Annotated in this window: 23 protein-coding genes and 1 pseudogene; 10 read left to right on the forward strand and 14 right to left on the reverse strand. The window is 65.1% G+C overall.

All coding sequences use genetic code 11. From position 1 onward, the window contains the following. Positions 1-287: 287 nt before the first annotated feature. The 5 genes from F4827_RS07445 to F4827_RS07465 all read right to left on the reverse strand — a co-directional run bounded on the left by F4827_RS07445 (position 288) and on the right by F4827_RS07465 (position 3,546). Entirely contained in the window at positions 288-518 is a 231-nt protein-coding gene (locus F4827_RS07445; RefSeq protein WP_183723420.1) for a hypothetical protein, read from the reverse strand. Positions 519-578: 60 nt separating this feature from the next. Beyond that, on the reverse strand, positions 579-830 hold the full coding sequence (locus tag F4827_RS07450) for a hypothetical protein (protein ID WP_183723311.1): 252 nt from the start codon (positions 828-830) through the stop codon (positions 579-581). Positions 831-985: 155 nt separating this feature from the next. After that, entirely contained in the window at positions 986-1,618 is a 633-nt protein-coding gene (locus tag F4827_RS07455; protein WP_183723313.1) for a response regulator transcription factor, read from the reverse strand. Continuing rightward, positions 1,615-3,057, reverse strand: coding sequence for an ATP-binding protein (locus tag F4827_RS07460; RefSeq protein ID WP_183723316.1), 1,443 nt, complete (start codon positions 3,055-3,057; stop codon positions 1,615-1,617). Before F4827_RS07460 ends, F4827_RS07455 begins: the two co-directional genes overlap by 4 nt. Before the next feature lie 180 nt (positions 3,058-3,237). Beyond that, positions 3,238-3,546: a hypothetical protein gene (locus F4827_RS07465; protein ID WP_183723317.1), complete on the reverse strand. Its 309-nt coding sequence runs from the start codon at positions 3,544-3,546 to the stop codon at positions 3,238-3,240. A 449-nt stretch (positions 3,547-3,995) separates the two neighbouring features. Between F4827_RS07465 and F4827_RS07470 the strand changes: the two genes are divergently transcribed. Beyond that, entirely contained in the window at positions 3,996-5,210 is a 1,215-nt protein-coding gene (locus F4827_RS07470; RefSeq protein WP_260175022.1) for an ABC transporter substrate-binding protein, read from the forward strand. A 53-nt stretch (positions 5,211-5,263) separates the two neighbouring features. Then, positions 5,264-7,072 (forward strand): PAS domain S-box protein, encoded by a 1,809-nt coding sequence (locus tag F4827_RS07475; RefSeq protein ID WP_260184434.1) that lies wholly within the window; start codon positions 5,264-5,266, stop codon positions 7,070-7,072. 25 nt (positions 7,073-7,097) lie between these two features. On the opposite strand, the gene F4827_RS07480 is transcribed toward F4827_RS07475, so the two are convergent. Further along, complete coding sequence (locus F4827_RS07480) at positions 7,098-7,313, reverse strand: hypothetical protein (RefSeq protein ID WP_183723319.1); 216 nt, start codon at positions 7,311-7,313, stop codon at positions 7,098-7,100. Between the two features lie 168 nt (positions 7,314-7,481). Here F4827_RS07480 and F4827_RS07485 point away from each other — a divergent pair, with 168 nt between their 5' ends. Next, a complete protein-coding gene (locus F4827_RS07485; protein WP_183723320.1) occupies positions 7,482-7,685 on the forward strand; it encodes a hypothetical protein in 204 nt (67 codons plus the stop codon). 106 nt (positions 7,686-7,791) lie between these two features. Here F4827_RS07485 and F4827_RS07490 read toward each other — a convergent pair. Further along, positions 7,792-8,387: pseudogene (locus F4827_RS07490) on the reverse strand (cupin domain-containing protein). Positions 8,388-8,465: 78 nt separating this feature from the next. Between F4827_RS07490 and F4827_RS07495 the strand changes: the two are divergent. Then, complete coding sequence (locus F4827_RS07495; protein ID WP_183723321.1) at positions 8,466-8,669, forward strand: hypothetical protein; 204 nt, start codon at positions 8,466-8,468, stop codon at positions 8,667-8,669. Positions 8,670-8,709: 40 nt separating this feature from the next. On the opposite strand, the gene F4827_RS07500 is transcribed toward F4827_RS07495, so the two are convergent. After that, positions 8,710-13,077 (reverse strand): ATP-binding protein, encoded by a 4,368-nt coding sequence (locus tag F4827_RS07500; RefSeq protein WP_183723322.1) that lies wholly within the window; start codon positions 13,075-13,077, stop codon positions 8,710-8,712. Between the two features lie 379 nt (positions 13,078-13,456). Between F4827_RS07500 and F4827_RS07505 the strand changes: the two genes are divergently transcribed. Next, on the forward strand, positions 13,457-13,900 hold the full coding sequence (locus F4827_RS07505; protein WP_183723323.1) for a thioesterase family protein: 444 nt from the start codon (positions 13,457-13,459) through the stop codon (positions 13,898-13,900). 58 nt (positions 13,901-13,958) lie between these two features. Here F4827_RS07505 and F4827_RS07510 read toward each other — a convergent pair whose 3' ends face one another. The 3 genes from F4827_RS07510 to F4827_RS07520 all read right to left on the reverse strand — a co-directional run bounded on the left by F4827_RS07510 (position 13,959) and on the right by F4827_RS07520 (position 16,448). Continuing rightward, the gene (locus tag F4827_RS07510; protein WP_183723324.1) at positions 13,959-14,276 is read right to left on the reverse strand and encodes a YnfA family protein; all 318 of its coding nucleotides are present in this window, start codon (positions 14,274-14,276) and stop codon (positions 13,959-13,961) included. 115 nt (positions 14,277-14,391) lie between these two features. Next, positions 14,392-15,195 carry a phosphonoacetaldehyde hydrolase gene (phnX, locus tag F4827_RS07515; protein WP_183723325.1) on the reverse strand — a complete coding sequence of 268 codons (804 nt, stop codon included), beginning with the start codon at positions 15,193-15,195 and terminating at the stop codon, positions 14,392-14,394. 80 nt (positions 15,196-15,275) lie between these two features. Then, positions 15,276-16,448 (reverse strand): 2-aminoethylphosphonate--pyruvate transaminase, encoded by a 1,173-nt coding sequence (locus F4827_RS07520; protein ID WP_183723326.1) that lies wholly within the window; start codon positions 16,446-16,448, stop codon positions 15,276-15,278. Between the two features lie 114 nt (positions 16,449-16,562). Between F4827_RS07520 and F4827_RS07525 the strand changes: the two genes are divergently transcribed. After that, positions 16,563-17,417, forward strand: a complete 855-nt coding sequence (locus F4827_RS07525; protein ID WP_183723327.1) for a LysR substrate-binding domain-containing protein — start codon at positions 16,563-16,565, stop codon at positions 17,415-17,417. 3 nt (positions 17,418-17,420) lie between these two features. Here F4827_RS07525 and F4827_RS07530 read toward each other — a convergent pair whose 3' ends face one another. Next, a complete protein-coding gene (locus tag F4827_RS07530; protein WP_183723328.1) occupies positions 17,421-17,651 on the reverse strand; it encodes a hypothetical protein in 231 nt (76 codons plus the stop codon). 316 nt (positions 17,652-17,967) lie between these two features. Here F4827_RS07530 and F4827_RS07535 point away from each other — a divergent pair, with 316 nt between their 5' ends. Then, entirely contained in the window at positions 17,968-18,642 is a 675-nt protein-coding gene (locus tag F4827_RS07535) for a phosphoribosyltransferase (protein WP_183723329.1), read from the forward strand. Positions 18,643-18,752: 110 nt separating this feature from the next. Here F4827_RS07535 and F4827_RS07540 read toward each other — a convergent pair whose 3' ends face one another. Then, a complete protein-coding gene (locus tag F4827_RS07540) occupies positions 18,753-19,049 on the reverse strand; it encodes a YciI-like protein (RefSeq protein WP_183723330.1) in 297 nt (98 codons plus the stop codon). A 189-nt stretch (positions 19,050-19,238) separates the two neighbouring features. On the opposite strand from F4827_RS07540, the gene F4827_RS07545 reads away from it, so the two are divergent. The 3 genes from F4827_RS07545 (at position 19,239) to F4827_RS07555 (ending at position 21,050) form a co-directional block, all read left to right on the forward strand. Continuing rightward, positions 19,239-19,565, forward strand: coding sequence for a PsiF family protein (locus F4827_RS07545; protein WP_167068120.1), 327 nt, complete (start codon positions 19,239-19,241; stop codon positions 19,563-19,565). Between the two features lie 291 nt (positions 19,566-19,856). After that, the gene (locus tag F4827_RS07550; RefSeq protein ID WP_183723331.1) at positions 19,857-20,303 is read left to right on the forward strand and encodes a hypothetical protein; all 447 of its coding nucleotides are present in this window, start codon (positions 19,857-19,859) and stop codon (positions 20,301-20,303) included. A 159-nt stretch (positions 20,304-20,462) separates the two neighbouring features. After that, complete coding sequence (locus tag F4827_RS07555) at positions 20,463-21,050, forward strand: YSC84-related protein (RefSeq protein ID WP_183723332.1); 588 nt, start codon at positions 20,463-20,465, stop codon at positions 21,048-21,050. Between the two features lie 49 nt (positions 21,051-21,099). Here F4827_RS07555 and F4827_RS07560 read toward each other — a convergent pair whose 3' ends face one another. Beyond that, positions 21,100-22,167 (reverse strand): glycosyltransferase family 4 protein, encoded by a 1,068-nt coding sequence (locus F4827_RS07560; RefSeq protein WP_183723333.1) that lies wholly within the window; start codon positions 22,165-22,167, stop codon positions 21,100-21,102. Positions 22,168-22,484: the final 317 nt, after the last annotated feature.

Below are 22,484 nucleotides of genomic sequence, written 5' to 3' on the forward strand. Positions count from 1 at the left end.
GGCGCAAACGGCGTTCTGGGAGCCGTTGATGCAGGGGGCGGCTGGACGAGGGGCCACCCTCGAACTGCCCATTTGTTATTTTACATAACATAAATTATCGAAGTTAAATTTGCTGGCCACTTACAGATGTCGCACAGCCCCTCAGAAAATCCTTAATCCAAAATCAGCCTGAACCTGGTGCGACTCTTTTATGCAACGATCAATGGCCGGCAAGCTCCCAAAACTTGCCGGCCATTTTCCAAAGCGTTGCCGGATTGGCGTTGAACACCCGGCGTAAAAAGCGCATTTCAATGCGCCGTGCAGAAAAACGCCTGCGCACCCTCGCCAGGCGTTAGCCCGGCAATAAACAAACCTTCGAGCCGCTGAGCCTTTGCATCGTCCAGGATGAACGGCGGGCGCACATAGCCCCGCGAGATCGCCTGGTCGAACCACTGACTCATCCAGGCGCGTAATTCGGTTTCGTACACCGACAAGACCTCTTGACCTTCCTGCGCTGCCTCCACTTGCTGAACTCGCATGGGTCGCTCCTTGTTGGGTGTGTTGTTCGAATCCCTGCGACGATGGGACCTGCGCGCCGCTCACGTCTCCAGGCGGTCGACACGCATGGCGGGTCTTGCACGTTCCGGTGGAAACACCCGCCATACGCGGTCGGCATGACGAAAGAAGAACAAAGCGCGCGGACCGCTGCCGTGCAGCGCGTCAATTTCGACGCATACGCTCACGATCCTGCCCAACGGGCAACGCCGCACGGTCAGGACGCGCACCGTGTGACCTTCTTTCGGGTCCAGCCATTTGCCGACTGCTGTTCGAAGCGACTGCTGCACCATCATCCCTGATCTCCTGCCGTGCGTGCCGTTGAAAGCATCGTAGGCAAGCGTCAGGTTCCTCTCTATCGGCGGCAGCGGATAGTTCCCGCAGGAAAGTCTGGTTAAGGCGTCAGGATTTCCTTCAGCGCTTTCACCGCATGCGCACCGTGCGAACCAGTCTACTCCGCAATCAGCCCGTGGCGAATGGCGTAACGGATGACTTCGGCATTATTGGTCAGGCCGAGCTTCTGCATCAGCCGCATCTTGTGCGTGCTGATGGTCTTGGCACTCAGCGCGCAGGCATCGGCGATATCGTTGATGCTGCGGCCCGCAGCCAGCATCTGAAGCACCTGGAACTCGCGATCGGACAGCACTTCGTGCGGTGGCTCGTCGCCCGCGTGCTTGTCGAACACCAGCGCATCCACAAGCTTGGGGTCGATAAACCGCCCTCCTTCAGCCAGCTTGCGGATGGCGGCCAGCAATACATCCGGATCACTGTCTTTCGTGACATAGCCCGTCGCGCCGGCGCGCAAGGCGCGCGAGGCCACCTGAGCTTCATTGTGGATGCTCAGCACCAGCACGGGCAGCGTGGGCCGGTCGGCGCGCACGCGGCGGATCAGATCGACGCCGCTGATGCCCGGCATGGTCATGTCCAGCAGCAACAGATCGATTTCGCAGCTACGCAGTTTGTCGACGACTTCCGAGCCTTGCGCTGCCTCGGCCGTGACGGCCATATCGTGCGTGGTCGCGATGATCTGCTTGAGGCCGCCGCGCACGATGGCGTGGTCATCCGCGATGAGAATCCTGATCATGTGTGAGTCGCGCCTTCGAGCGGAATGTGGATCGATATGGTGGTGCCCTCGCCCGGCCGGCTGTCGATCTGCAGCGTGCCGTCGATCAGCTTCGCACGCTCGGTCATGCCGAGCAAACCGTAGGCGTGCTTTGCGCTCGCGGCCGTCGCGGCGGATGGATCGAAACCGCGGCCATCGTCGCGCACGCACAAGTCGAGCGCATCGTGGCGCGTGGCGAGTTGCATGCGCACGCGTTGCGCGCTCGCGTGGCGCGCCACGTTGTCCAGTGCGGATTCGACGATCCGGTACAGCGCCGTTGCACGCATGTCGGACAGGTCGGGCTCATCGCCTTCGACCTGCAGCGCGCACGTAATCGAGTGACGGCGGCTGAAATCTTCCGCGAGCCATTCGAGCGCGGAAACGATGCCGAAGTTTAGCGCAGCGGGCCGCAGATGACTCGCCACGCTGCGGACCATGCGGATCGAGCTTTCGACCAGCGCGCGCATATCCTCGGTCTTGCTGATGGCGTCGCGGTCGTCGCTCAGCCGCATGCGCAGCAGCGAGACATCCATCTTCAGCGCAGTGAGCAATTGCCCTACTTCGTCCTGAATCTGGAACGCGCTGCGCTTGCGTTCGTCCTCGCCCACGCAATCGAAATAGCCGAGCAATTCGCGTTGCTGGTCGCGCGCCCGCACGAGGTCCTGCTCGATGCGCTTGCGCGTTGAAATATCGTAGAGGCCGACATACGCTGCCGGCACATCGTCGTAGGTCGCGATGCGAGCATTGGCCAGCGCCCAGAACTGCGTGCCGTCGCTGCGGCGCATTTCGACTTCGGCGTCGAGCAGCGTGCCCTCCGAGGCGAGGTGCCGGATCAGTCGCTCACGAACCTTCCTGTCGACATAAAACTCGACGATGTTCACGTGCGCGCCCGCCCCTTCGTCGAGACGAAGCAACTGGCGCAGCGGTGCATTCGCGTAGAGCAGCTCGCCGCCCGGCATCGCGGTCACGCAGAGCGCGACGGGGCTGGACTCGTCGATCGAGGCTTTGCCATGCTGGGCCAGGTGCTCGCGCCGCAGCGCGCCCAGTGCAAGTTGCGTGCGCACGCGCGCCTTCAATTCTTCGGCGCAGACGGGCTGCAGGAGATAATCGGCGGCCCCTGCTGCGTAGGCTGCGCGCAAGCCCGCGTGCGTGTGCCTCGAAAGGATGACGATGACCGGGATTTCGCGCGTGAGATCGTCGCTCTTGAGCCGACGGCACAGGCCGAGCGCGGCGTCAGTCGCGCTGGCATCCAGCAGGATCAGATCGGGCAGAGCCGCCCGGGCGAGCGCCAGCACCTGCGCATCGTCGTCGCGGGCATTCAGCAGGCGCACTCCAGGTTGTGTAAGCGCTTCTGTAATCGCAGAAAAATCGGCGGTCTTGCCGCCGCCGAGCACGATCGTGCGCGGAAGTGTATGAGTCATGCGCGTGAGTGCCCGCCATGGTGATTGCTTTCTTGTTTGCGCTCTCGTTCGCCGTATAACGCACGGCTTGCCACGCCGCCCTGGCGGGCAACACCTCAGCCTTCTGCGTCCGGAAGTGGCCGGCCCTGGCCCATCCGGATCGACATTCAGTCTTTGGCTTTCTCAGGCCTTGATGGCCTTTCAACCCGCCAGGCGCATCGCGACCGGCGGTTGCGAGCGGTCGATCACGGCATCGAGGCAGACGAACAGCGCGTCGAGCATCGACAGCGCTTCACAATCCAGTTGATCCTCGTGATACGCCCGCAAATCTTTGAGTGTTTCCTGCAAACGCCGCAGCCGCTCCATGCTGGTATTGCGCAGCGGCCAGCCGTGCATCAGATACGCCAGCGGCGTGAGGCTGCGTGATTCGCACCACGTATCAAAGAGGCGCAGGCAGAGCGTATCCGCCTGCTCGACCTGCGCCTTGCGATCCTGCATCGATAGACTCATCGCGCGTTGCCTCTCCCCTCGACCTTGCTGCTGCTCGCCGTTCATGGTGCGAAATATGGCGCTTGAGCGCATGGCAGTACAGTCGTCCCCTGCTGCAATCGGGGTAGAAGCTTCCTGAATTCGGCGTCAGGAAATCCTTAATGGCAGACTGCCGAGGTTAAGGCACTTATTGCAGTTGCCGATTGGCGGATTTCCCGCCCTTCTTCGCTCGCCATTTCTTTCTGCTTCTTTCTGTTTCTTCCAGTTTCCTTCCTGTTTCTAGCGATAACGAACGAACCGGTGCCCACTGCGTCCCTCAGGTCTATGCGCATTGTGTGCAGATTTACGGCACGGTATGCTGCGTGACTATCCGTCGGCCTGCCTGGCTTGCTGGTCGCAATACCGCCACTGCCGCCGTCGCCACGTTTGCGGGCAATGCAAATGAACGAACCGGTTCGCCCGAAATGGTCATGAACAGAAGACAGATGATGGCGCGCTGCCTCGCTGCGGGCGCAGGTCTGGCCGCGACGTGTGCGCCCTCGCTGTCGGCCTGGGCCATGCCGGCTGGCCGCGCTGCGCCTCATATCGTTTTTCTTAACCCCGGCGAAAGCGTGCAGGGAACCAGCGGCCCGCACTGGCAATACGTCTCGCGCTTCATGGCGGCGACGGCGCAGCGCTTCGGCATGCAGCTCGAAGTGCTCTACGCGGAACGCGACCACCTGCTGATGCTGCGCCAGGCCGAATCGATCGTCGCGCGCCGCGTCGCGCCCGACTACGTCGTGATCGTCAACGAAAAGATGACCGCGCCTTCAATGCTGCAGACGCTGGCGCGCTCGCCCGCCAAAGTGCTGCTGATCCACAATGATCTGACCGATGCCCAGCGCGCCGTCACCGGCCACGAACGCGGCGCGATCCCCAACTGGATCGGCACGATTACCGCCGATGCGCAGCGCGGCAGCTTCCGCCTCATGGAGTATCTCGGCCAGCACAGCGGCGAGGCGCCCGCACGCGTGATCGGCATCACCGGCGACCCGGCCACGCCCGTCTCGCACGAACGCGCGGCGGGAGCACAGGCTGCCCTCGCGCGGCGGCCGCATGATCAAACCTGCCAGCTCGTCTATGGCGACTGGAGTTACGCCGATGGCCGCGACAAGGCGCTGGTCCTGCTCGCTCGCTATCCGCAGGCCAATATCCTTTGGGCTGCCAACGATTCGATGACTCTCGGTGCGTTGAGCGCCGTGCGCGATCGGCATTCGAGCGCAATCGTGGGCGGTTTCGGCGCGTTGCCCGAAGCGGTCGAATCGGTGATGCGCGGCGATCTGGCGGCCATCGTCGCGGGCGATCAGTTCATCGGCGCCTGCGCGATGGTGCTGATTCACGACTATCACCACGGTGCGGATTTCGCGCTCGCCGGCGGCGCTCGCCAACGCCTCGATTACCTGAAGGTGCTGCATGACAAGGATGCGGCGCGCTACAACGAGATCGTGTTCGAGCGGCACGAAACGCCGGATTTCAGCGCGTTTTCGCGCATAGCCCGTCTACGGCATGGAAGCTCGCGCGCTTATGACTTCAATCTCCAGTCGATGTTGAACACCTCGCTGAACACTGCGGTGAAGCCCGTAATGAGCCCTGCAAAAAACGTCGCAATATACGCAGCGCCCAGCGCTGCCGCCGGGAACGCATGATGTGGCGAACGTGGTTGCGTCGCGCCTTTCCGCGCACCCTGCATGCGCAGCTGATGCTGTCTCTCGTGGTGCTCGGCGCGCTGGTAGCCAGCAGCAGCGCCCTCATCGTGCTCCAGCACGCGCGCGAGCGGCGCATCGTGGAGCTCGATGAACGCGCCAACCGCATCGCCGATCTGCTGGGCCAGTCGCTCGCCCAGCCGCTCTGGAATATCGATCGCGACGCCATTGACCGGCAGTTGAACACGCTCAGGCCCAACCCCGAAGTCGTGCGCCTCACGGTTAAGGCCACCCATTACGGCGTGCTGGCCGATGTGCGCAACGCGAGCGCGCCAGGCCCCAACGAGGAAGTGGTGCGCGTGCAGCCGATCGAGTTCACGCCGCCTGGCAACGCGCCCCGCGAGCGCATCGGCGAGGTGCGCGTGGTGTTCACCCGCGCGGTCGAGGAAAGCGGCTTTTCTGCCGCGCGCGCCGTCGTGCTGGGCGCGCTGGCGCTGGCCTTGCTGGTCGTCTATATCGTCACCTTCCTGTTGATTCGCCATCTCGTGCGCGAGCCGATCCGCCGACTCGAAGAAATGGTCGACCGCATTGCCGGCGGCGATCTGGAGAGCCGCTGCGTGATTGAATCGAGCGCCGAACTCGGGCGTCTGGCCGCGCGCGTGAATCTGATGGCCGGGCGGTTGCACGACTCCACCGCCTCGCTCAAGGAAAGCGAGCGCAAATATCGCAGCATCGTCGAGAACGCACTCGAAGGCATCTTCGTGCTCGATCGCGACGGCGTACTGCACGAAGCGAATCCGGCGATGGCGCGGCTGTTCGGTTTTCCCGATGTGGCGGCGCTCAACGCTGCGCTCGCCGCGCATGGGCGCTCGATGGTCACCGCTGCCGTCGCGCCCTTTTCCGCCAGTCAGGTCGAGCAGTTGTTCGCGCTGGTGGGCCTGAATGGCGAAATCGCAGGGATGGAAATTCCGCTCACGCGCGCCGACGGCACCACGGTCTGGTGCCTGCTGAACGCGCGCGGCACCTATTGCGAGTCGTCGAGCCTGCCTGCGCTGGAAGGCCAGCTCACCGATATCTCCTCGCGCAAGCAGGCCATGGAAGACCTCACGCGCCATCGCGACCAGCTCGAACAGGAAGTGCGCGAACGCATGCGAACGGAGCGAGCGCTGCGCGATTCGCGCGAGCAGTTGCGCCAGCTTTCGGCGCACCAGGAATCGATCCGCGAGGAAGAACGCCGGCAGATCGCCATGACGATCCATGACGAACTGGGCCAGTTGCTCACCGCGATCAAGATCAACGTGTCGCTGCTCAAGATGCGTCTGAGCCAGGGCGGCGACGGGTCGCCCAAGTGCCACGACATCGGCGATCTGGTGGAGCGGACCATCGATATCGTGCGCAATGTCGCGAGCCATCTGCGCCCGGCGGCGCTGAATTTCGGGCTGATTTCCGCGCTGGAGTGGCTGGTGCAGGACTTCGCGAAACACAACGGCATCCGCTGCACGTTCCGGCTGGAAGGCGCCGAGCCATTATTGAGCGACGATCGCGCCACCGCGGTGTTCCGCATCGTCCAGGAGGCCCTGACGAATGTGAGCCGCCACGCGCGCGCCTCGCGAGTGGACGTGATCCTTCACACCGTCGACCGGTTCGAACTGGAGGTGCGCGATAACGGCGTGGGCTTCGACGCGGCGCTCGCCACGCGCGGCGGCTCCTATGGCGTGCAGGGCATGAAGGAGCGCGCGCGGATGATCGGCGCGCAGTTCCATATCGAGAGCGCTGCGGGAGCGGGATCGCAGGTGCGGCTGATGTTCGGCGAAGCGGTGGCGAGCCTGCGCTGTGACGAGTCTGCCGGCGAGCCCGGAAAATAAGCTGGAAAACAAGCGCCCGTTTGCCTCAAACGTCCGGCATGAACCTGCGCTCCAGTTCGCGCAACAGCTCGTTCGTCTTGTTGAAAAAAGCCGTGTGATAGTCGGGTGGCACTAGCGTATCGCCCATCAGCGTCTTCACGTCTTCGAGACTCTTGCGCATTTGCCGATGGAAATCGGCGGCATGGCTCGCGGTGCGTGTGGGCTGACGATTGTCCATTAGTAGCGGAATGGCTTTCACCATTCGCCATACGGCACAGCGCATGACGACGCAGGCTGATCGCGAGTAGCATTACTGCGGTTCTGTCAAGAAATAGCCCCTGATCTCCTGCGGCCATTTGCGAAGTCGAGCGATGCAAATGTGCCTGATAAGTTAGATTCGTCTGATCATTCCAATACTGGGAGACGCATCATGAATCCAGCGCCACAGGCCGAAGCACGACGCAAGACTTACCCGATGTATCGGCTCAACAAGGCCATGAGCCGCTTGATCGACGCCCACGCGCCGGATGAACAGCGAGTCGCCATGCGCTGGGTGAACGCGTGGAGCGGCGTGATCGGCGAGCGCCAGATCGCGCAACTGGTCGCCGATCGCTGTAACGATCAAGACGATTGACACTCAGCGCGAGTGTTCATGACGGTATCCCCCCGATATCGACGATGTGCATGGCTTTGAGAGGCTGCGGCAAGCCACATTCCCATCGACGGATCGACACTTCGAGCTACGCCCGAGACGTCCACCGCTCAATCAGTGGCCCGTTTTTGCCATAAACCGGATCGCATGCCGGGAACGGCAAGGCATCCATTGCGCGCAATTCGTCAGCCGTGAGCGCATCGCGCCGGATGTCCCATTGCTGCCCTTGGGATAGGCGCCGGCCACCTGAAACGCGTCCTCGCGCGAGACGAGGCAGTGCCCCGTGCCCGCCGGCAGCAACAAGACGTCGCCAGCCGCGATGCGCAGCGTGCGCCCGCCCGGTCCGCCGACGATCAACTCCGCCGCCCCCGCGATCACGCCCAGCACCTCGTGCGCCGTCGAATGAAAGTGGTGATAGTCGAATACACCGTCGTGCCATTGCACCGGCCAGTCGTGCTGCGCGAAACAGTAGTCGATGTGATCTCCCAGATTCCCCACGGCAGGAACGAAAGCGCAGCTGTACACGATGACAGGCAGACACCGGTTGTTCGGCACCCACGCGTGCGGCGCAAGGAGAAATGCATCGACGTGCGCGGCTTGTGGTTTTACGGCGGCGGGTTCATGCCTTGATGCGCGAGGAACGGCGCAACCGGCGTTCCTCGCAGCGAAGCGCTGGCGCGGCACGCGTCTTGCGGCTGAGGGACGAATGCTTATTCGCCATCACTCACCCTCATTGGCCGTCATTCACCTCAGGAGACGCTTATGCCGCTGGCCTCGCTCAGGAATGTTGGCGCGCACGCCGTGATTCGCGCGCATCTGCCTACGGAAGAAGACCCCGGCAGTCCCAAGCCCAAACAGCCGCCGCCCGTGCCCGATGGCGAAATGCCGCCGCCTGCGCCGCTAGGCGATCCGCCCTCGGACGCGCCGCCTGAACGCGCCAGTCGGTGCGCACAGCCGATACGTTAGGTGCGCGCTAAATGCGCGTCAGATACCCGCCACATGCACGTCAAGTGCCGCGTCGCGCCGCGGCCAACGCTTCACCCCGCTCACCCAGCAACTCGCGGCGCGAGCGCGTAAGCAGCGAGATGATCTGCTCGGGATCGGCGGGCTTGGTGATGTGCCAGTCGAAGCCCGCCGCGATGGTCTTCCTGCGGTCCTCGTCCTGCCCCCAACCGGTCAGCGCCACCACCACCATCTCGGACGATTCGGGCATGGCGCGCAGCGCGCGCGCCACGTCGTAGCCGCTCAAGCCCGGCATGCCCAGGTCGAGCAGCACGGTCTGCGGCCGGAACACCGCCGCAAGCGCGAGCGCTTCTTCGCCCGCATGGGCGACGCGCACCTCGTGGCCGGAAATCGATAGCAGCAGCGCGAGGCTTTCGGCGGCATCGCGGTTATCGTCGACCACCAGCACGCGGCGCGCGCCTGGCGCCGCGATAGCGTCGGCGTTGCCCGAATCCGGCGCACGTTGAGTGGGCACCACGATCGGCAGACTCACGCGGAACTCGCTGCCAAGATTGACGCCAGCCGAGCGCGCGTGAATCGTGCCGCCGTGCAGCCTCACCAAGCCCTTCGAGAGCGCGAGACCAATGCCCAGCCCACCCTCCGCTCGCGGCGAGCGCGCGTCGATCTGCGAGAACATCGCAAAGAGGCGCTCGTGGGCATCGGGCGGCAAGCCGATACCATCGTCTTTCACCGCAAGCTCGATCGTGTCGCCGTCGACGGAAACCGTCAGCTCGATATGACCGCCCGGATCGGTGTATTTGCCCGCGTTGTTGAGCAGGTTCGACACGACCTGAGCGAGGCGCAGCGCATCGGCGTCGATCAGCACGTCGGGCAGCGGCGCATGCACGATCAGCGCGTGATGCTTGCGCTCCAGCAAAGGCCGCGACGCCTCCACCGCGGTCTGGATCACGCCCGCGAGACTCACCACGTCGCGCCGCAGTTCGAGTTTTCCGCAGGTGATGCGCGCGAGGTCGAGCAAATCGTCAAGGAGTCCCGACATATGCGTGACCTGACGCCGGATCACGTCCGCAGCCCACTGAAGCTGTCCGGGCGTGAGCGACGCCGAAGCGAGGATCGCCGCCGCACTGCGAATCGGCGCAAGCGGGTTGCGCAGCTCATGCGAGAGCGTGGCCAGAAATGCGTCCTTCTGATGATCGGCTTCTTCGAGTTGCTGCCGCACGCGCACATGCGCCGAGATATCGCGGAAATAGCAGACAAGACCTAACGTATCGTCGGGCAGCGGCGTGCGATGCACTTCCCACTCGTAGCATTCGCTCGCCTCGCGGTCGCGCCGCGCCTCGATGCGTTCCGGCGTGTGATACGGCTGCCCGGTTTCAAGCGTGCGGCGGAAGATATCGACGATTTCCTGCGCGTACGCCGCATTCCAGACGCGATGCATCACCACACCCACATCCTCGCCGATCAGTTCAGGCGCATCGCCAAAAAACGGCCGCGCCGCTGGATTCACCTCGCGGATGCGTAGATCGCGATCGACCAGATAAACGCCCAGCGGCGCTTCGTTCATGAGCGTTTCGAATTGCGCGGTGCGCAGGCGGATCGCTTCCTGGGCCTGCTTGCGCTCGGTCACGTCGGTCATCAGCACCGCCGCGCCTTCGGCGGCCGGGTAGATGCGCGTGTCGAACCAGCGCCCCGTGGCCGCGCAACGCGTCTCGAACTGACGCGCCTCGCGCGCCGCAAGCGCTTCGCTCAGGGCGGCGGCGAAGCCGTTCGCGGCGCTCTGCGGGCAGACATCGACAAAACGCCGGCCCAGCGCCTGAGCCCCCGTCATGCCGGCCAGTTCGAGAAAACGCGGATTCACCAGCGTCAGACGCGCATCCTGATCGAGCAGGAAAAACTGATCCTGGATGCTCGAAAGCGCCAGTTCGAGCAATTGCTCGTTGGCGCGGCGGATCTGCATGCGTTCGAGCAGCGCACCCACCCGCGCCGCGAGTTCGCGCGCCGAAAAAGGCTTGACGAGATAGTCGTCGGCGCCCGCATCGAGACCTTCGAGGCGCGCTTCCTCGCCCGCCCGCGCCGACAGCAAAATCACCGGCACGTTGCGCAAGGCCGGATCGCCCCGCACCTCGGCGAGCAGGCCGAAGCCGTCGAGCCGCGGCATCATCACATCGGAGACGATCAGATCGGGCCGCTCGCGGCGCGCGACGTCGAGCGCCTGCACGCCGTCGGCGGCGAGATCGACCTGATAGGCACTCGCCAGCAGCGTGCCGACATAGGCGCGCATGTCGGCGTTGTCATCGACCAGCAGCACGCGTGCACCGAAGGTCGAAGCGAAACGCCGATCGCGCAGGCCCGCCGCCAACGCGCCCGCCGCGGGCTCCATGCGCAGGCCGTCGGCTTCGCTGCTGGCGGCTTTTTGCGCGGGCAGCATTTGGCCCTGCGCCTGGCTCTGCGCTTGCACCTGGCCCTGCGCCTGCGCGGTGCGCTCCGTGCCCAGCCAGCCCGCGGCCTCCGCGGCGAAGGCCGCGGCCACCTGCATCCCGCCATTGCGCGTCACGCCCTGGCGCAGATGCGCCGCATCCAGATGCGCGCTGCCAAGCGGCAGACTGACCGTGAAGCGCGACCCTTGCCCCGGCACGCTCCAGGCCTCGATCGTTCCGCCATGCAGCTTGACCAGTTCGTGCACAAGCGCGAGGCCAATGCCCGAACCCTCCTGCGTGCGCCCGTGCGTTCCCTCTACGCGATGAAAACGCTCGAACAGGCGCGGCATCGCCTGCTCCGGAATGCCTGCGCCGCTGTCCTCGACGCTCAACTGCGCGTGCGCGCCGTGCCGCGCGAGACGCACGGCGATGCGCCCGTTCAGCGTGAACTTGAACGCATTCGAGAGCAGATTCAGGACGATTTTTTCCCACATCTGCCGGTCGACGTAGACCGGCTCGTCCATGCGGCACTGCACATAAAACGTCAGGCCGCCGCGCTCGATCGCCGATCTGAAGGTGCTGGCCACGTCCTGGGTCAGGCGCGCGAGATCGGTCGGCTCATAGCAGGCCTCGATGCGCCCGGCTTCGATGCGCGCGAAATCGAGCAGCGAATTCACCAGCCGCAGCAGGCGATGACCGCTGCGCCGCGCCAGACGCAGCAAGGCCAGGCGTGCGGGGTCGCGGTCGGCCGCAACCAGGTCGTCGAGCGGCGAGAGCATCAGCATGAGCGGCGTGCGCAGTTCGTGGCTGACGTTGGAGAAGAAGGTGGTCTTGGCGCGGTCGAGCGCGGCAAGCTGTTCGACGCGCCGGCGTTCGGTTTCAGCAGCGCGCGCGGCTTCGACGATACTGCTGGCCTGCGCCGCGACGAGGTCGATGAAACGACGGTAATCGTCGTCGAAGACAAGGCGCGGACTCACGCCCGCGACCAGAAAGCCGATGCACTCGCCGGACGTGCCCGCGGCCCCGGCGCGCATCAGCGGTACGATCGCCGCGCGCGTTGTCGGCTCGGGCCAGACCGACGCAGCGGGCAGCACGCCCTCGACGCTGTACGCATCGAGTGTGGCGCCGGTGCGGGCGGCCTCGGCGAATGCCGCGGCGAGAGGATCGGCGTGCGATCCATGCAGCGCGATCGCGCTCGCATGCCGTGCAGCGTCGGGATGACTGGACGCGACCTTGCGCGCGGAGGCGCCGTCCGCGCCCAGCAGATACAGCGAGACGAACGGCAGGTCGTGACGGTTGCTATCGAGCGCGGCGACAATCTCGTCACAGGCGGCCGCCACCGACTGTACGCTGCGGGCCGCGCCGGACAGCCGGGCGACGCTCGCCAGCCACCGATCGGAGAGAATGCGCCGCGTATCTTCGGTCACCACGCACAGCATGCCTTCGACCGCGCCGCTATCGCCGTGCAACGGGCCGTAGGAAAAGGTGTGATACGTCTCTTCCTTGAACCCGTTGCGCTCCAAAAAAAGCAGCAGGTTTTCGTCCCAGGTGGCCGCGCCGGTGCTAAGGACGTGCTGGATGCGCGGATCCGCCTCCGTCCACACTTCCGTCCACACATCGCGCGAGGGCAAGCCGAGGAATTGCTGCTTCGCGCCAAGAGTCGGGCGGTAGGCGTCGTTGCACAGGAAGGTGAGATCCGGCCCCCACGCCATCCACATGGCGTAGCGCGAGGCCAGCATCAGGCGCACCACGCTCTTGAGGCTGTTGGGCCAGCTATCGTAAGCGCCCAGCGGCGTCGAGGACCAGTCGAAGGCGCTGACGAGGTCGGCCATGCTGCGCGCGGCGCCGGCATCATGAGCGTCCTGGGCGTCCTGGGCTTCCTGAGCGCGCTGCTGCACGCTCTGCCCGACCGCGGCGACGGCCTCGTCCACGACTGCGCGGATGGCGTGCTGCCTTGCCGCGCTGCCGACGTCGCGCTCCTCTTCACCTGACATATGGTCTCCCGCGTGGGCTGGAATTGAGCTAGCCGCAATCGCGCGCGTTGCGGTCGAGGGCTGATCAGCATTTTTTGCGCCTGCTGCCGAAGCCCGTGTTGCGGGCCTGATCAACGCTCCTGGCGAGCGTGCGCCCTGCCCGCGCGAACTGTCAACGACGGCTCCGCGCATGCGCTGATCGGACAATCAGTCTGACGAACAGGTCTGCGAACGGGGACGCCAGGAAATGCGCGAGCCGCTACAATCGCGCACTGCCTGCGGCAAATGCGCACATGCACGCGCGGGATCGGAATCAGCCGCCGATTCGCCCGAATACCAGAATGCGCGCCGCAGCAACCACATCGAAACCCGAGACAGCCTCAAAAACCCCGCATTCCCCATGGCCCGCATCGAGCTCCACTTCCCCGAAGACCAGTATTACTACTCGACCCACCTCACGGTGCGCGTCACCGACATCAACTCGGCGAACCACCTCGCGAACGATTCGATGATCTCGATGATCTCGGAAGCGCGCGCGCGTTTTCTGTTCGATGCCGGCATCGAGGACATGAAGGACGAGCACACCAGCATCATCGTGACGGACCTGGCGACCACCTACCGTGCCGAAGCCTACGCGCGCGACCAGTTGTGCTTCGAAGTCGGCATCATGGATTTCAACAAGTACGGCGGCGACATCATCTTCCGCATCACGCGGCCCACGGACGGCGCGCTGATCGCCATGGCGAAATCGGGTTTCGTGTTTTTCGATTACGAGGCAAAGAAGGTCGTGCCGATGCCGCACGCGTTCCGCGCGAAATTTCCGGGCGTCAACACGGTCGGTTGACGGAACAAGGCGGGGGTTCGGGCGGCTTAGGGGCGGCTAGGGGCAACTTCAGGCCGCCTCAGCGCGGCTGAAACGCGATCAACGCCATGCCGGCGAGCGTGAACGCGATGCCGGCCCAATCCCAGGGACTCGGGCGGATCGCCTCGACGCCCCACAGCCACAGGATCGCCACGCACACGTAGACGCCGCCGTAAGCGGCATAGGTACGCCCGGCCGCGCTCGGATGCAGCGTCAGCAGCCAGGCGAACAGCGCCAGCGACGCCGCAGCCGGGACCAGCCACCAGGCGCTCGCGCCCTCGCGCAGCCAGCGGTACGGCAGATAGCAGCCGACGATTTCGGCGAGTGCGGTAACGGCGAAAAGCAGGAACGTCTTCATGAGCGGACTGGATCTGGCGGGCGCTCATGGTAACGCAGACGGCGCAAACGACGAACGGGCGGCACACGCCGCCCGTCCATCAGAACCCAGCCATTAGCGCGCAAGCAGCGCTACATCAGGGGCGCTCGCCGCGTGCCAGACGCGTTTCGATCTCGGTGACCACCGGCAGCAGGTCGGCCACGCTGTCGATCACGTAGTGCGCACCGGCGGCGCGCAGCCGCTCGACCGCCGCAGCGCGGCGCAGCGCGAATTCGTCGGGCGCGAGCGCGTGCACTTCGTCCTCCGACATGCCGAACGCGTTGCCGCTCACCGCAACGCCCACGGCCCAGGTGCCGCCGTTGAGGCCTTCTTCGATGCCGACCTCGGTGTCGTCCACCTTGATTGCGTCGCGGGCGCGCCACACGCCCAGCTGCGGCAGCGTGCGATAGATCATGTACGGCGACGGACGACCCTCGGGCGTGTCGCCGGTGCAAACGATGCTGTCCGCCTCGAAGCCCTGCGCGGCCGCGCCCGGCACGATCTGGTCAATGATTTCGCGCGTGTAGCCCGTGGTGGAACCGATGCGCACGCCGTCGGCGCGCAGTTGCTTCGTCACGGCCGCGACGCCCGGAATCACGTCGCTGTACTGCGCGGCCACGGCGACATTCTTCGGCACGAACACGTCGTAGACCGCGTCGATATCGGCGTCGCCCGGCAGGTGGCCGTGACGCGCTTCCCAGGCTTGCGCCACGCGCGGCAGGGCCATCAGCGCGGCGATATGCGGACGCTTGGCCATACCCATCGGGCCGCGCGCTTCGTCGATCGTGATCGGCACGCCGAACTCCTCGAAGGTTTCGACGAAGGCGCCCATCGGCGCACGCGAGCCGAAGTCCACCACCGTGCCGGCCCAGTCGAAGATCACTGCCTTGACGTGTTTCATTTGCGTATTTCCTTCGAATTGCGCTGCGTTATGCGTGAGATGCGTAGATCGCGTGAATCGGCTTGAGCCGGGTTAAACCATCAGGCCGCAAGCGCCTCGCGGGCGTCGAGCGAGGCGTGTTCCGGCGCGCCGTCGGGCACGCCCATGGTGCGCAGGGCGGTGGCGCAGGCCGCCACCACACGACGCATCACCGCTTCGTCGAGTGCGCCGATGCAGCCGATGCGGAAGCTCTCGACGTTCGTGAGCTTGCCCGGATAAATGATGAAACCCTGCTCCTTCATCAGTTCGTAGAAGCGCGTAAAGCTGAAGTTCGCATGCGCAGGCGAAAAGAACGTGACAATGATCGGCGAGCGCCAGACATCGGTTAGCAGCGGCTCGAAACCGAGCGTTTGCATGCCCGCCACCATCACATCGCGATTGCGCGTGTAGCGCGCCAGCCGCCCCGGCTGGCCGCCCTGTTCGGCGTAGAGGCGCAGCGCTTCCAGGAAAGCCGCCACGGCGTGCGTGGGCGGCGTGAAGCGCCATTGGCCGGTGCGGTTCATCACGTCCCACTGATCGTGCAGGTCCAGCGCCAGCGAGTGGCTGTTCCCCCTGGCGGCTTCGAGCGCGCGCTTTTTCGCGATCACGAAACCAAAGCCCGGCACGCCCTCAATGCACTTGTTCGCCGACGACACGAAGGCTTCGCACGGCAGCGTGCGCATATCGAGCGGCACCGCGCCGAAGGCGCTCATCGAATCGATCAGCAGACGGCGGCCAGAGCGCGCCACCACCTCGGCGATTTCGCCAACCGGATTGAGAATGCCCGAGCTGGTTTCGCAGTGGACGACGACCACGTGCGTGATGGCGGCGTTCGCGGCCAGCAGGCGTTCGACATCGGCGGCGCGTGGCGGCAGGTAGTCGCCCGTGTCGTGCACGGTATGGTCGCGGCCCAGATAGCGCAGCGTGGTGGCGATGCGCTTGCCGTACGCGCCGTTGGCCAGCACGAGGGCGTGGCCGTCGCGCGGCACGAAGCTGCCCAGCATCGCTTCGACGCAGTAGCTGCCGCTGCCCTGCAGCGGCACGCAGTCGTAATTGAGATCGGTGGCGCCGGCGATCTCCAGCAGCGCGGCGCGCAGGCGTGCCGTCATGGCGCGGAAATCGGCGTCCCACGATCCCCAGTCGCGCTGCATGGCGGCTTTCGTCGAAGCGGCCGTGGTCAGCGGGCCAGGAGTCAGCAGATAAGGATCTGCGGCGGGTGCGGCGGTCGGGGTCATGCGGCTGCTCCAGTCGGTGTTCAGCGTGATGGCGCTACGGTACTGGAACAGCGATCATCGGTAAAATCGATATAATCTATGTCGATATCAGCTGAACTTATAGGCATCCCCATCATGCAATATGCCCAGTTGCGCGCCTTTCACGCGGTCGCCGAACATGGCGGCTTTTCGCGTGCCGCACAGGCGCTCTCCCTTACCCAGCCGGCGGTGTCCGATCACGTGCGGCGGCTGGAAAGCGATTTCGGCGTCAAGCTGTTCGAGCGCGCGCCACGCGGCGTCGAGCTGACGGAACTGGGCCGCAGGCTTTATGCGGTGACGCGCCAGATGGTGGGTTGCGAGCGCGATGCGCGGCGCCTGCTGGAGTCGGCGGGCGCGCTGGAGTCGGGCGAACTGGCGCTGGTGGCCGATGCGCCCGATCTGGCGATCAAGCTGGTCGGCGCGTTCCGGCGCCGTTTTCCGGGCGTGGTGGTGAAGCTCGGCATCGCCAATGCGACCGAATGCATGCGGCGCGTGCTGTCGAGCGAGGTGGATGCGGCGATCACGGCGGCGCATCAGGTGCATAGCCGCCTGCAGACGCGCGTGCTGCGCGAGGAGCCGCTGGTGGCAGTGGTGCCCGCCGACAGTCCGGCGGCCAAAAAGCGCCGCATGACCTACGAGGAACTGGTGCGCGAACCGATGATCTTCCGCGAGGCGCACTCTGTCACGCAGCAGTTGCTCGAAGCCGAACTGGTGCGCAAAGGGCTGCAGGTGCAGCCCGTGCTTTACGTGGATGGCCGCGAGGCGCTGCAGACCGCCATCGCGCAAGGCGTGGGCGCGGGCGTGATCGCAGGCGCGGAATTCGGCGAATCGCGCCGCATTCGCGCGATTGCGCTGGTGGATTGCCAGGTGCGCATGGTCGAGTCGCTCACGCGCCTGGCTGATTCGTCGTCCAATCTGCTCGACGCGCTGTTCGCGACTTCGCTCGACTAAAACTCAGGCGGTCGGGGCAACGACGATATCCACGCCGAATTCGTGCAGCAGGTCGCGCAGCGTCTCCGCCTGATCCATGCGCGCGCCGCGCCGTAAATGAATGCGCAACGCCTGCCCCGCAATGCCGTCGATGGGTCGCGCAAGGCGCAACTCCAGTGCAAGACCGAGCCCTTCGGGGGCGTCGGCTTCGGCGGGTTCAACGACGCGGGGGGAGAAACAGGCGGTGTCGGACATGGCATGGACCTCGTCGGTGAAAGGCACGGGGAACATGCTAACCACGCGCGTGGGCCGCGCCAAACGAGAAATCCGCGTATGCAAATGAAGGCGAGGCGGAAGATGTTTGCGGCCTTTGCGCTAATGCAACCGGCAATCGATCTGGCCACCGCACCTGAGCGATCTCCGGCCTGAATGACAGTCATTCACGAATGCCGTTTTTATCCCATATTTGCGCCGCGCCCAGGCCGTGCGTGGCACACTGGGCGCATCATTTTCGCGCCCGTGTTTGCAGCGGGCCGCCGAAAACGCCGCTCCGGATCACGACCACACCGTCATGGAACGCTCCTTCACCGACCGACGCGATGCGGGACGCCTGCTCGCCGCGCAGCTCGTTGCGCCTTATGGCGCACGCCGCGACGTGGCCGTGCTGGCGCTGCCGCGCGGCGGCGTGCCGGTAGCCTTCGAAGTGGCGCGGGCGCTGGGCGCCCCGCTCGACGTCCTGCCCGTGTGCAAGCTGGGCGTACCCTGGCAGCCCGAACTGGCGATGGGCGCGCTGTCCTCGAACGGCGCGCAGTATGTCGATGAAGCGCTGATCCGCGAGGCAGGCGTAAGCGAGCCGCAGTTGCAGAGCGCCCTCGCCCTCGCGCGCATCGAACTGGGACGCCGCGAGGCGCGCTATCGCGGCGAGCGCGCGCCGATTCCGGTGGCCGGCCGCGTGGCGCTGCTGATCGACGACGGCATGGCCACCGGCGCGTCGCTCAAGGCGGCGGCTCTGGCGCTTGCCTCGCTCGGCCCCGCGCGCATCGTCGCGGCGCTGCCGGTGGCGCCGGCGGGCGCGCGCGAGCGGCTAGCGGGCATCGTCGACGATCTGGTCTGCGTGAAGATGCCCCTGTCGTTCATGAGCGTCGGTCAGTTCTACGCCGATTTCGATCAGGTCGACGATGAGACCGTGCGCGACCTGCTGCATCGCGCCGCGAGCGATGGCGGCTCTTCAGGCGAATCGCCATAGGGGATCGCACCTGGATTCGCACCCGGGATCCCACCAGGGGTTGTCCCAGGAGTTTCACCAAGATTCGCAGTTCCAACCGTTGCACGCGCACGCGATGCCGCGCGCCTGACTCAGCGCACCGGATTCGACGCGTGCTCGCCCACGACGGTCTGCCATGGCCGCACGCGCCATGACCTCACGAGGCCCGCCTGGACATAGGGATCGGCGCGCGCGAAGGCTTCTGCGGCGTTCGGGCTGTCGCCCTGGAATAGCAGCAGCGCATGGTCGACGGGATCCGCGATCGCACCGGCGAGCAGCAGTTCGCCGCGCTGCGCCGCGGCCCACGCCAGCGCCAGATGCGCGCTGCGATGTTCGGCGCGGCGATCGAGGTAATCGTCGGCGAGTTCGTACATCAGGAGGTAATGCATGGTGTGTCTCCTTGCGCATGGCGCGCCGTTGAAGCGCATTGTGCCGTAGCCTACGTCAACCGAAGACATCGCCGGTCCGTTTTGAGGGTGGCTTTGCCATAATTGGTTGCGGCGATGGGCAAGTCTGGATTGAAAAGCGGCCTGCGCACACGACTACCGACAACGTCGAAAATCCCATGGGAGTGAACGATGAAGATCCAATCCGTCATTGCTGCAATCGTACTGGGCGGTGTATTCGCCGCACCGGCTTTCGCCCAAACCGCTGCTCCGGCCGCCGCTTCCGGCGCCGCCATGAATAGCCAGCAGTCGAAGATGAAGACCTGCAACACGCAGGCCGCCGACAAGAAAGGCGACGACCGCAAGGCCTTCATGAAGCAATGTCTGTCCGCTGCCGGCGCACCCGCTCCGAAGATGTCACAGCAAGACCGCATGAAGGCCTGCAACGCGCAAGCCGCCGACAAGAAAGGCGACGATCGCAAGGCTTTCATGAAGACCTGCCTGTCGACCAAGAGCTGATTTCACGCTTCCCCAGCCGCCAGGCATTCCTGATTAACCTGGCCGGTTCGAGACTGGAAGATCGCCGCCAGACGACGCGCCCCGGCCTATGCTGCGGCGCGTCGTTTTTTCTGACGCAGCTTTGTGGCGCCGCATAGGCCAGGCGCGCCTGCGCCGACACGCGGTTTTTCTCCTATGATGGCTCCAACGGCCCCATTCCTTACATCAAACGTCTATCGCCATCGGGCCGACACAAAAGAACCCAGACAGGCTGGTCCTGGTTGATGCCATTGGCATCGAACGGAGGCGCAGATGGCATGGAGACACAAGAATCGCTGGTTTCGCCGCTGGATGCTCGTGATGGTGTTCTGGCTGGTGCCTGTGATGATCGTCGTGGTGCGCGAGACCCAGGACGAGATGGCCTATAACCGCGCGGATCTGCAGCGCGCGCTCAGTTCGTGGAGTTTCACTGATGCCGAGCGCAGTGCCGGCGCGCCGCAGCATTGCCAGGGCACAGCCGATCAGGCGCGCGCGGCGGGATGTCCCGCCGCCGTGCTCGCCGAAAACGCCCCCGCCCAACAGGAAGCCCGCGACGAATACGCACAGCGCCGCGCGACGCTCGTGCGCTATCTCTGGCATGCCTTCGTCGGTTATTGGGTGGTGCCGGCGGTGGCGCTGCTCGCGCTCGGCATGCTGCTCGGCGCGGTGCGGCGGGCGCTGCGCCGCCCGCCCGCGCCCAAGGCCGTTACGGAACCTTGAATCCGGCCATACGGCGCCCGGCATGGCGCGGCGGCTCCGCGCGAATTCCGTGCCCATTCCGAAAGCTCGTTTGAATCGCTGTGCTATAACGACGAGGCTGATCCGTGATCGGCAGCGCCGCAGCGGTTCGGCTTTCCGGAACACAGAACGGAGAACAACATGCAAGGACGTCGTTTCATCCTGAGGGCTTCTATCGCCATCGCGCTGGCCGGCGCGACACTCGCAGGCTGCTCCACAACCGGCAGCACACCACCGAATGGGCAAACCGACGCGTCGCGACGCCAGGCGATCGACGCCAGTGTCGACGGCACGCTGTCGCGCCTCTACCAGACCGTGCCCGGCGCGCGGGAACTGGTGGGCAAGGCTCACGGTATCCTCGTCTTCCCGAATGTGATTCAGGCCGGCATCGGCATTGGCGGCGAACACGGCGACGGTGCATTGCGCGTGGGCGGCAGCACGGTGGGCTACTACAGCACGACCGGCGCGTCGGTGGGCGCCACGCTCGGCATGCAGTCGAAGGCCGTGGTCTACCTCTTCATGACCGAAGACGCCCTCAACCGGCTGCATACGTCGGAAGGCTGGTCGGTGGGCGGCGACGCCTCGGTCGCGCTTGTGAAGGTCGGCGCCAATGGCACGATCGATACCACGACCGCCGTCAAGCCCGTCGAAGTCTTCGTGCTCACCAACAGCGGCCTGATCGGCGATCTCTCGCTGGGCACCACCAAGATCACGCAGCTGAAGCTCTGATTCCTGTTCGCTTACGTCCGCGCCACCTGTACCCCGTCCCTTTTGGCGCTCAGGTCGCGGACGTATCGATCACCTTGAAGCGCGAGCGTTTATTCGCGCGAATCACCGCCTGATAGGCCTCCACGTACTGCTGCGCCATGCGATGCGACGTGAAGCGCTCCTCGAAGCGGCGACGCACGCCCGCACGCGGCACACGTGCAAGCCGGTTCACGGCTGCCAGCGCGCCCACCTCATCCTCGACGATAAAACCCGACACGCCGTCGTCCACCACTTCAGGCACCGCGCCGCGATTGAAGGCGATCACCGGCGTGCCGCAGGCCATCGCCTCGATCATGACGAGGCCGAACGGTTCGGGCCAGTCGATCGGAAATAGCAGCGCATGCGCGCCGGAGAGGAATTCGGCCTTCTGGCTATCGTTGATTTCGCCGACGAATTCCACGTTCGGCAGCGAGAACAGCGGCTTGATCTGGCGTTCGAAATATTCCCGGTCGGCTTCGTCGACCTTGGCGGCGATGCGGATCGGCAGGCCGCAGCGCTGCGCAATGCGGATCGCGGTATCGACGCGTTTTTCCGGCGAAATGCGGCCAAGAAAGGCCAGATAGCGTTGCTCGACGGGCTGCGGCGTGTAGAGATTCTCCGGCAGGCCGTGGTACACCGTGCTGAGCCAGCGTGCCTGAGGGATTGGCTGGCGCTGCGCATTGGAGATCGAGATGACGGGCGCGGTGTTGAAGGTGTCGAACACCGGCTGCTGCTCGGGCAGATCGAGGCGCCCATGCAGCGTTGTCACAAACGGCGTTTCCTGGCGCTTGAACACCGAAAACGAGTAGTAGTCCATATGGAAGTGCAGAACGTCGAACTGATCGGCCTGGCGGCGCACCATCTCCATCAGCAGCATATGCGGCGCGACCCGGTCGCGAATCGCGGGATCGAGCCGCAGCGCACGCGGCCAGACCGGTTCGAGCTTCGCGCTCGTCACGGAATCCCCGCTCGCGAACAGCGTGACGTCGTGGCCGAGATCGACCAGCGCCTCGGTGATGTACGACACGGCGCGTTCCGTGCCGCCATAGAGCTTGGGCGGAACCGATTCGGTCAGCGGAGCGATCTGCGCAATTCTCATCGGGTGTCTCCAGAGTTCGGCCAGGCGTGTCTGGCGATCGGGTCAGCCACGGGGTTAACCACGGGTCAAGCACACCGGCTTCAAGCCAGTCTTTCGCACAGGGCTTGCGCACATTGCGCGCCTGTTCACTGCGGGAAAACTCAGATCATTGTAAGCGCGCCGTCACCGATCAGACATGGCGCAAACCCGCGGCTGAGCGACGTCGGGGACGGATCGCGCCGGATCGCTTAGGACCGCGCAGGACCGCTCCGGCAAGTTGCAAAGACCCATTATTCGGCAATCGCCCGCGGCACGCCCCCGCTCTTGCAATTTTTCAT

The sequence above is a fragment of the Paraburkholderia bannensis genome, assembly GCF_014200455.1.
Classification (GTDB): Bacteria; Pseudomonadota; Gammaproteobacteria; order Burkholderiales; family Burkholderiaceae; genus Paraburkholderia; species Paraburkholderia bannensis_A.

Bases quoted from the DNA above. Each gene is read 5' to 3' on its own strand.
- F4827_RS07445 (WP_183723420.1), bottom strand. From the start codon at position 518: ATGCGAGTTCAGCAAGTGGAGGCAGCGCAGGAAGGTCAAGAGGTCTTG.
- F4827_RS07545 (WP_167068120.1), top strand. From the start codon at position 19,239: ATGAAGATCCAATCCGTCATTGCTGCAATCGTACTGGGCGGTGTATTC.
- F4827_RS07455 (WP_183723313.1), bottom strand. From the start codon at position 1,618: ATGATCAGGATTCTCATCGCGGATGACCACGCCATCGTGCGCGGCGGC.
- F4827_RS07505 (WP_183723323.1), top strand. From the start codon at position 13,457: ATGGCCCGCATCGAGCTCCACTTCCCCGAAGACCAGTATTACTACTCG.
- F4827_RS07495 (WP_183723321.1), top strand. From the start codon at position 8,466: ATGCCGCTGGCCTCGCTCAGGAATGTTGGCGCGCACGCCGTGATTCGC.
- F4827_RS07550 (WP_183723331.1), top strand. From the start codon at position 19,857: ATGGCATGGAGACACAAGAATCGCTGGTTTCGCCGCTGGATGCTCGTG.
- F4827_RS07510 (WP_183723324.1), bottom strand. From the start codon at position 14,276: ATGAAGACGTTCCTGCTTTTCGCCGTTACCGCACTCGCCGAAATCGTC.
- F4827_RS07500 (WP_183723322.1), bottom strand. From the start codon at position 13,077: ATGTCAGGTGAAGAGGAGCGCGACGTCGGCAGCGCGGCAAGGCAGCAC.
- F4827_RS07525 (WP_183723327.1), top strand. From the start codon at position 16,563: ATGCAATATGCCCAGTTGCGCGCCTTTCACGCGGTCGCCGAACATGGC.
- F4827_RS07540 (WP_183723330.1), bottom strand. From the start codon at position 19,049: ATGCATTACCTCCTGATGTACGAACTCGCCGACGATTACCTCGATCGC.
- F4827_RS07485 (WP_183723320.1), top strand. From the start codon at position 7,482: ATGAATCCAGCGCCACAGGCCGAAGCACGACGCAAGACTTACCCGATG.
- F4827_RS07535 (WP_183723329.1), top strand. From the start codon at position 17,968: ATGGAACGCTCCTTCACCGACCGACGCGATGCGGGACGCCTGCTCGCC.
- F4827_RS07460 (WP_183723316.1), bottom strand. From the start codon at position 3,057: ATGACTCATACACTTCCGCGCACGATCGTGCTCGGCGGCGGCAAGACC.
- phnX (WP_183723325.1), bottom strand. From the start codon at position 15,195: ATGAAACACGTCAAGGCAGTGATCTTCGACTGGGCCGGCACGGTGGTG.
- F4827_RS07480 (WP_183723319.1), bottom strand. From the start codon at position 7,313: ATGGTGAAAGCCATTCCGCTACTAATGGACAATCGTCAGCCCACACGC.
- F4827_RS07555 (WP_183723332.1), top strand. From the start codon at position 20,463: ATGCAAGGACGTCGTTTCATCCTGAGGGCTTCTATCGCCATCGCGCTG.
- F4827_RS07530 (WP_183723328.1), bottom strand. From the start codon at position 17,651: ATGTCCGACACCGCCTGTTTCTCCCCCCGCGTCGTTGAACCCGCCGAA.
- F4827_RS07465 (WP_183723317.1), bottom strand. From the start codon at position 3,546: ATGAGTCTATCGATGCAGGATCGCAAGGCGCAGGTCGAGCAGGCGGAT.
- F4827_RS07520 (WP_183723326.1), bottom strand. From the start codon at position 16,448: ATGACCCCGACCGCCGCACCCGCCGCAGATCCTTATCTGCTGACTCCT.
- F4827_RS07475 (WP_260184434.1), top strand. From the start codon at position 5,264: ATGCTGTCTCTCGTGGTGCTCGGCGCGCTGGTAGCCAGCAGCAGCGCC.
- F4827_RS07450 (WP_183723311.1), bottom strand. From the start codon at position 830: ATGATGGTGCAGCAGTCGCTTCGAACAGCAGTCGGCAAATGGCTGGAC.
- F4827_RS07560 (WP_183723333.1), bottom strand. From the start codon at position 22,167: ATGAGAATTGCGCAGATCGCTCCGCTGACCGAATCGGTTCCGCCCAAG.
- F4827_RS07470 (WP_260175022.1), top strand. From the start codon at position 3,996: ATGAACAGAAGACAGATGATGGCGCGCTGCCTCGCTGCGGGCGCAGGT.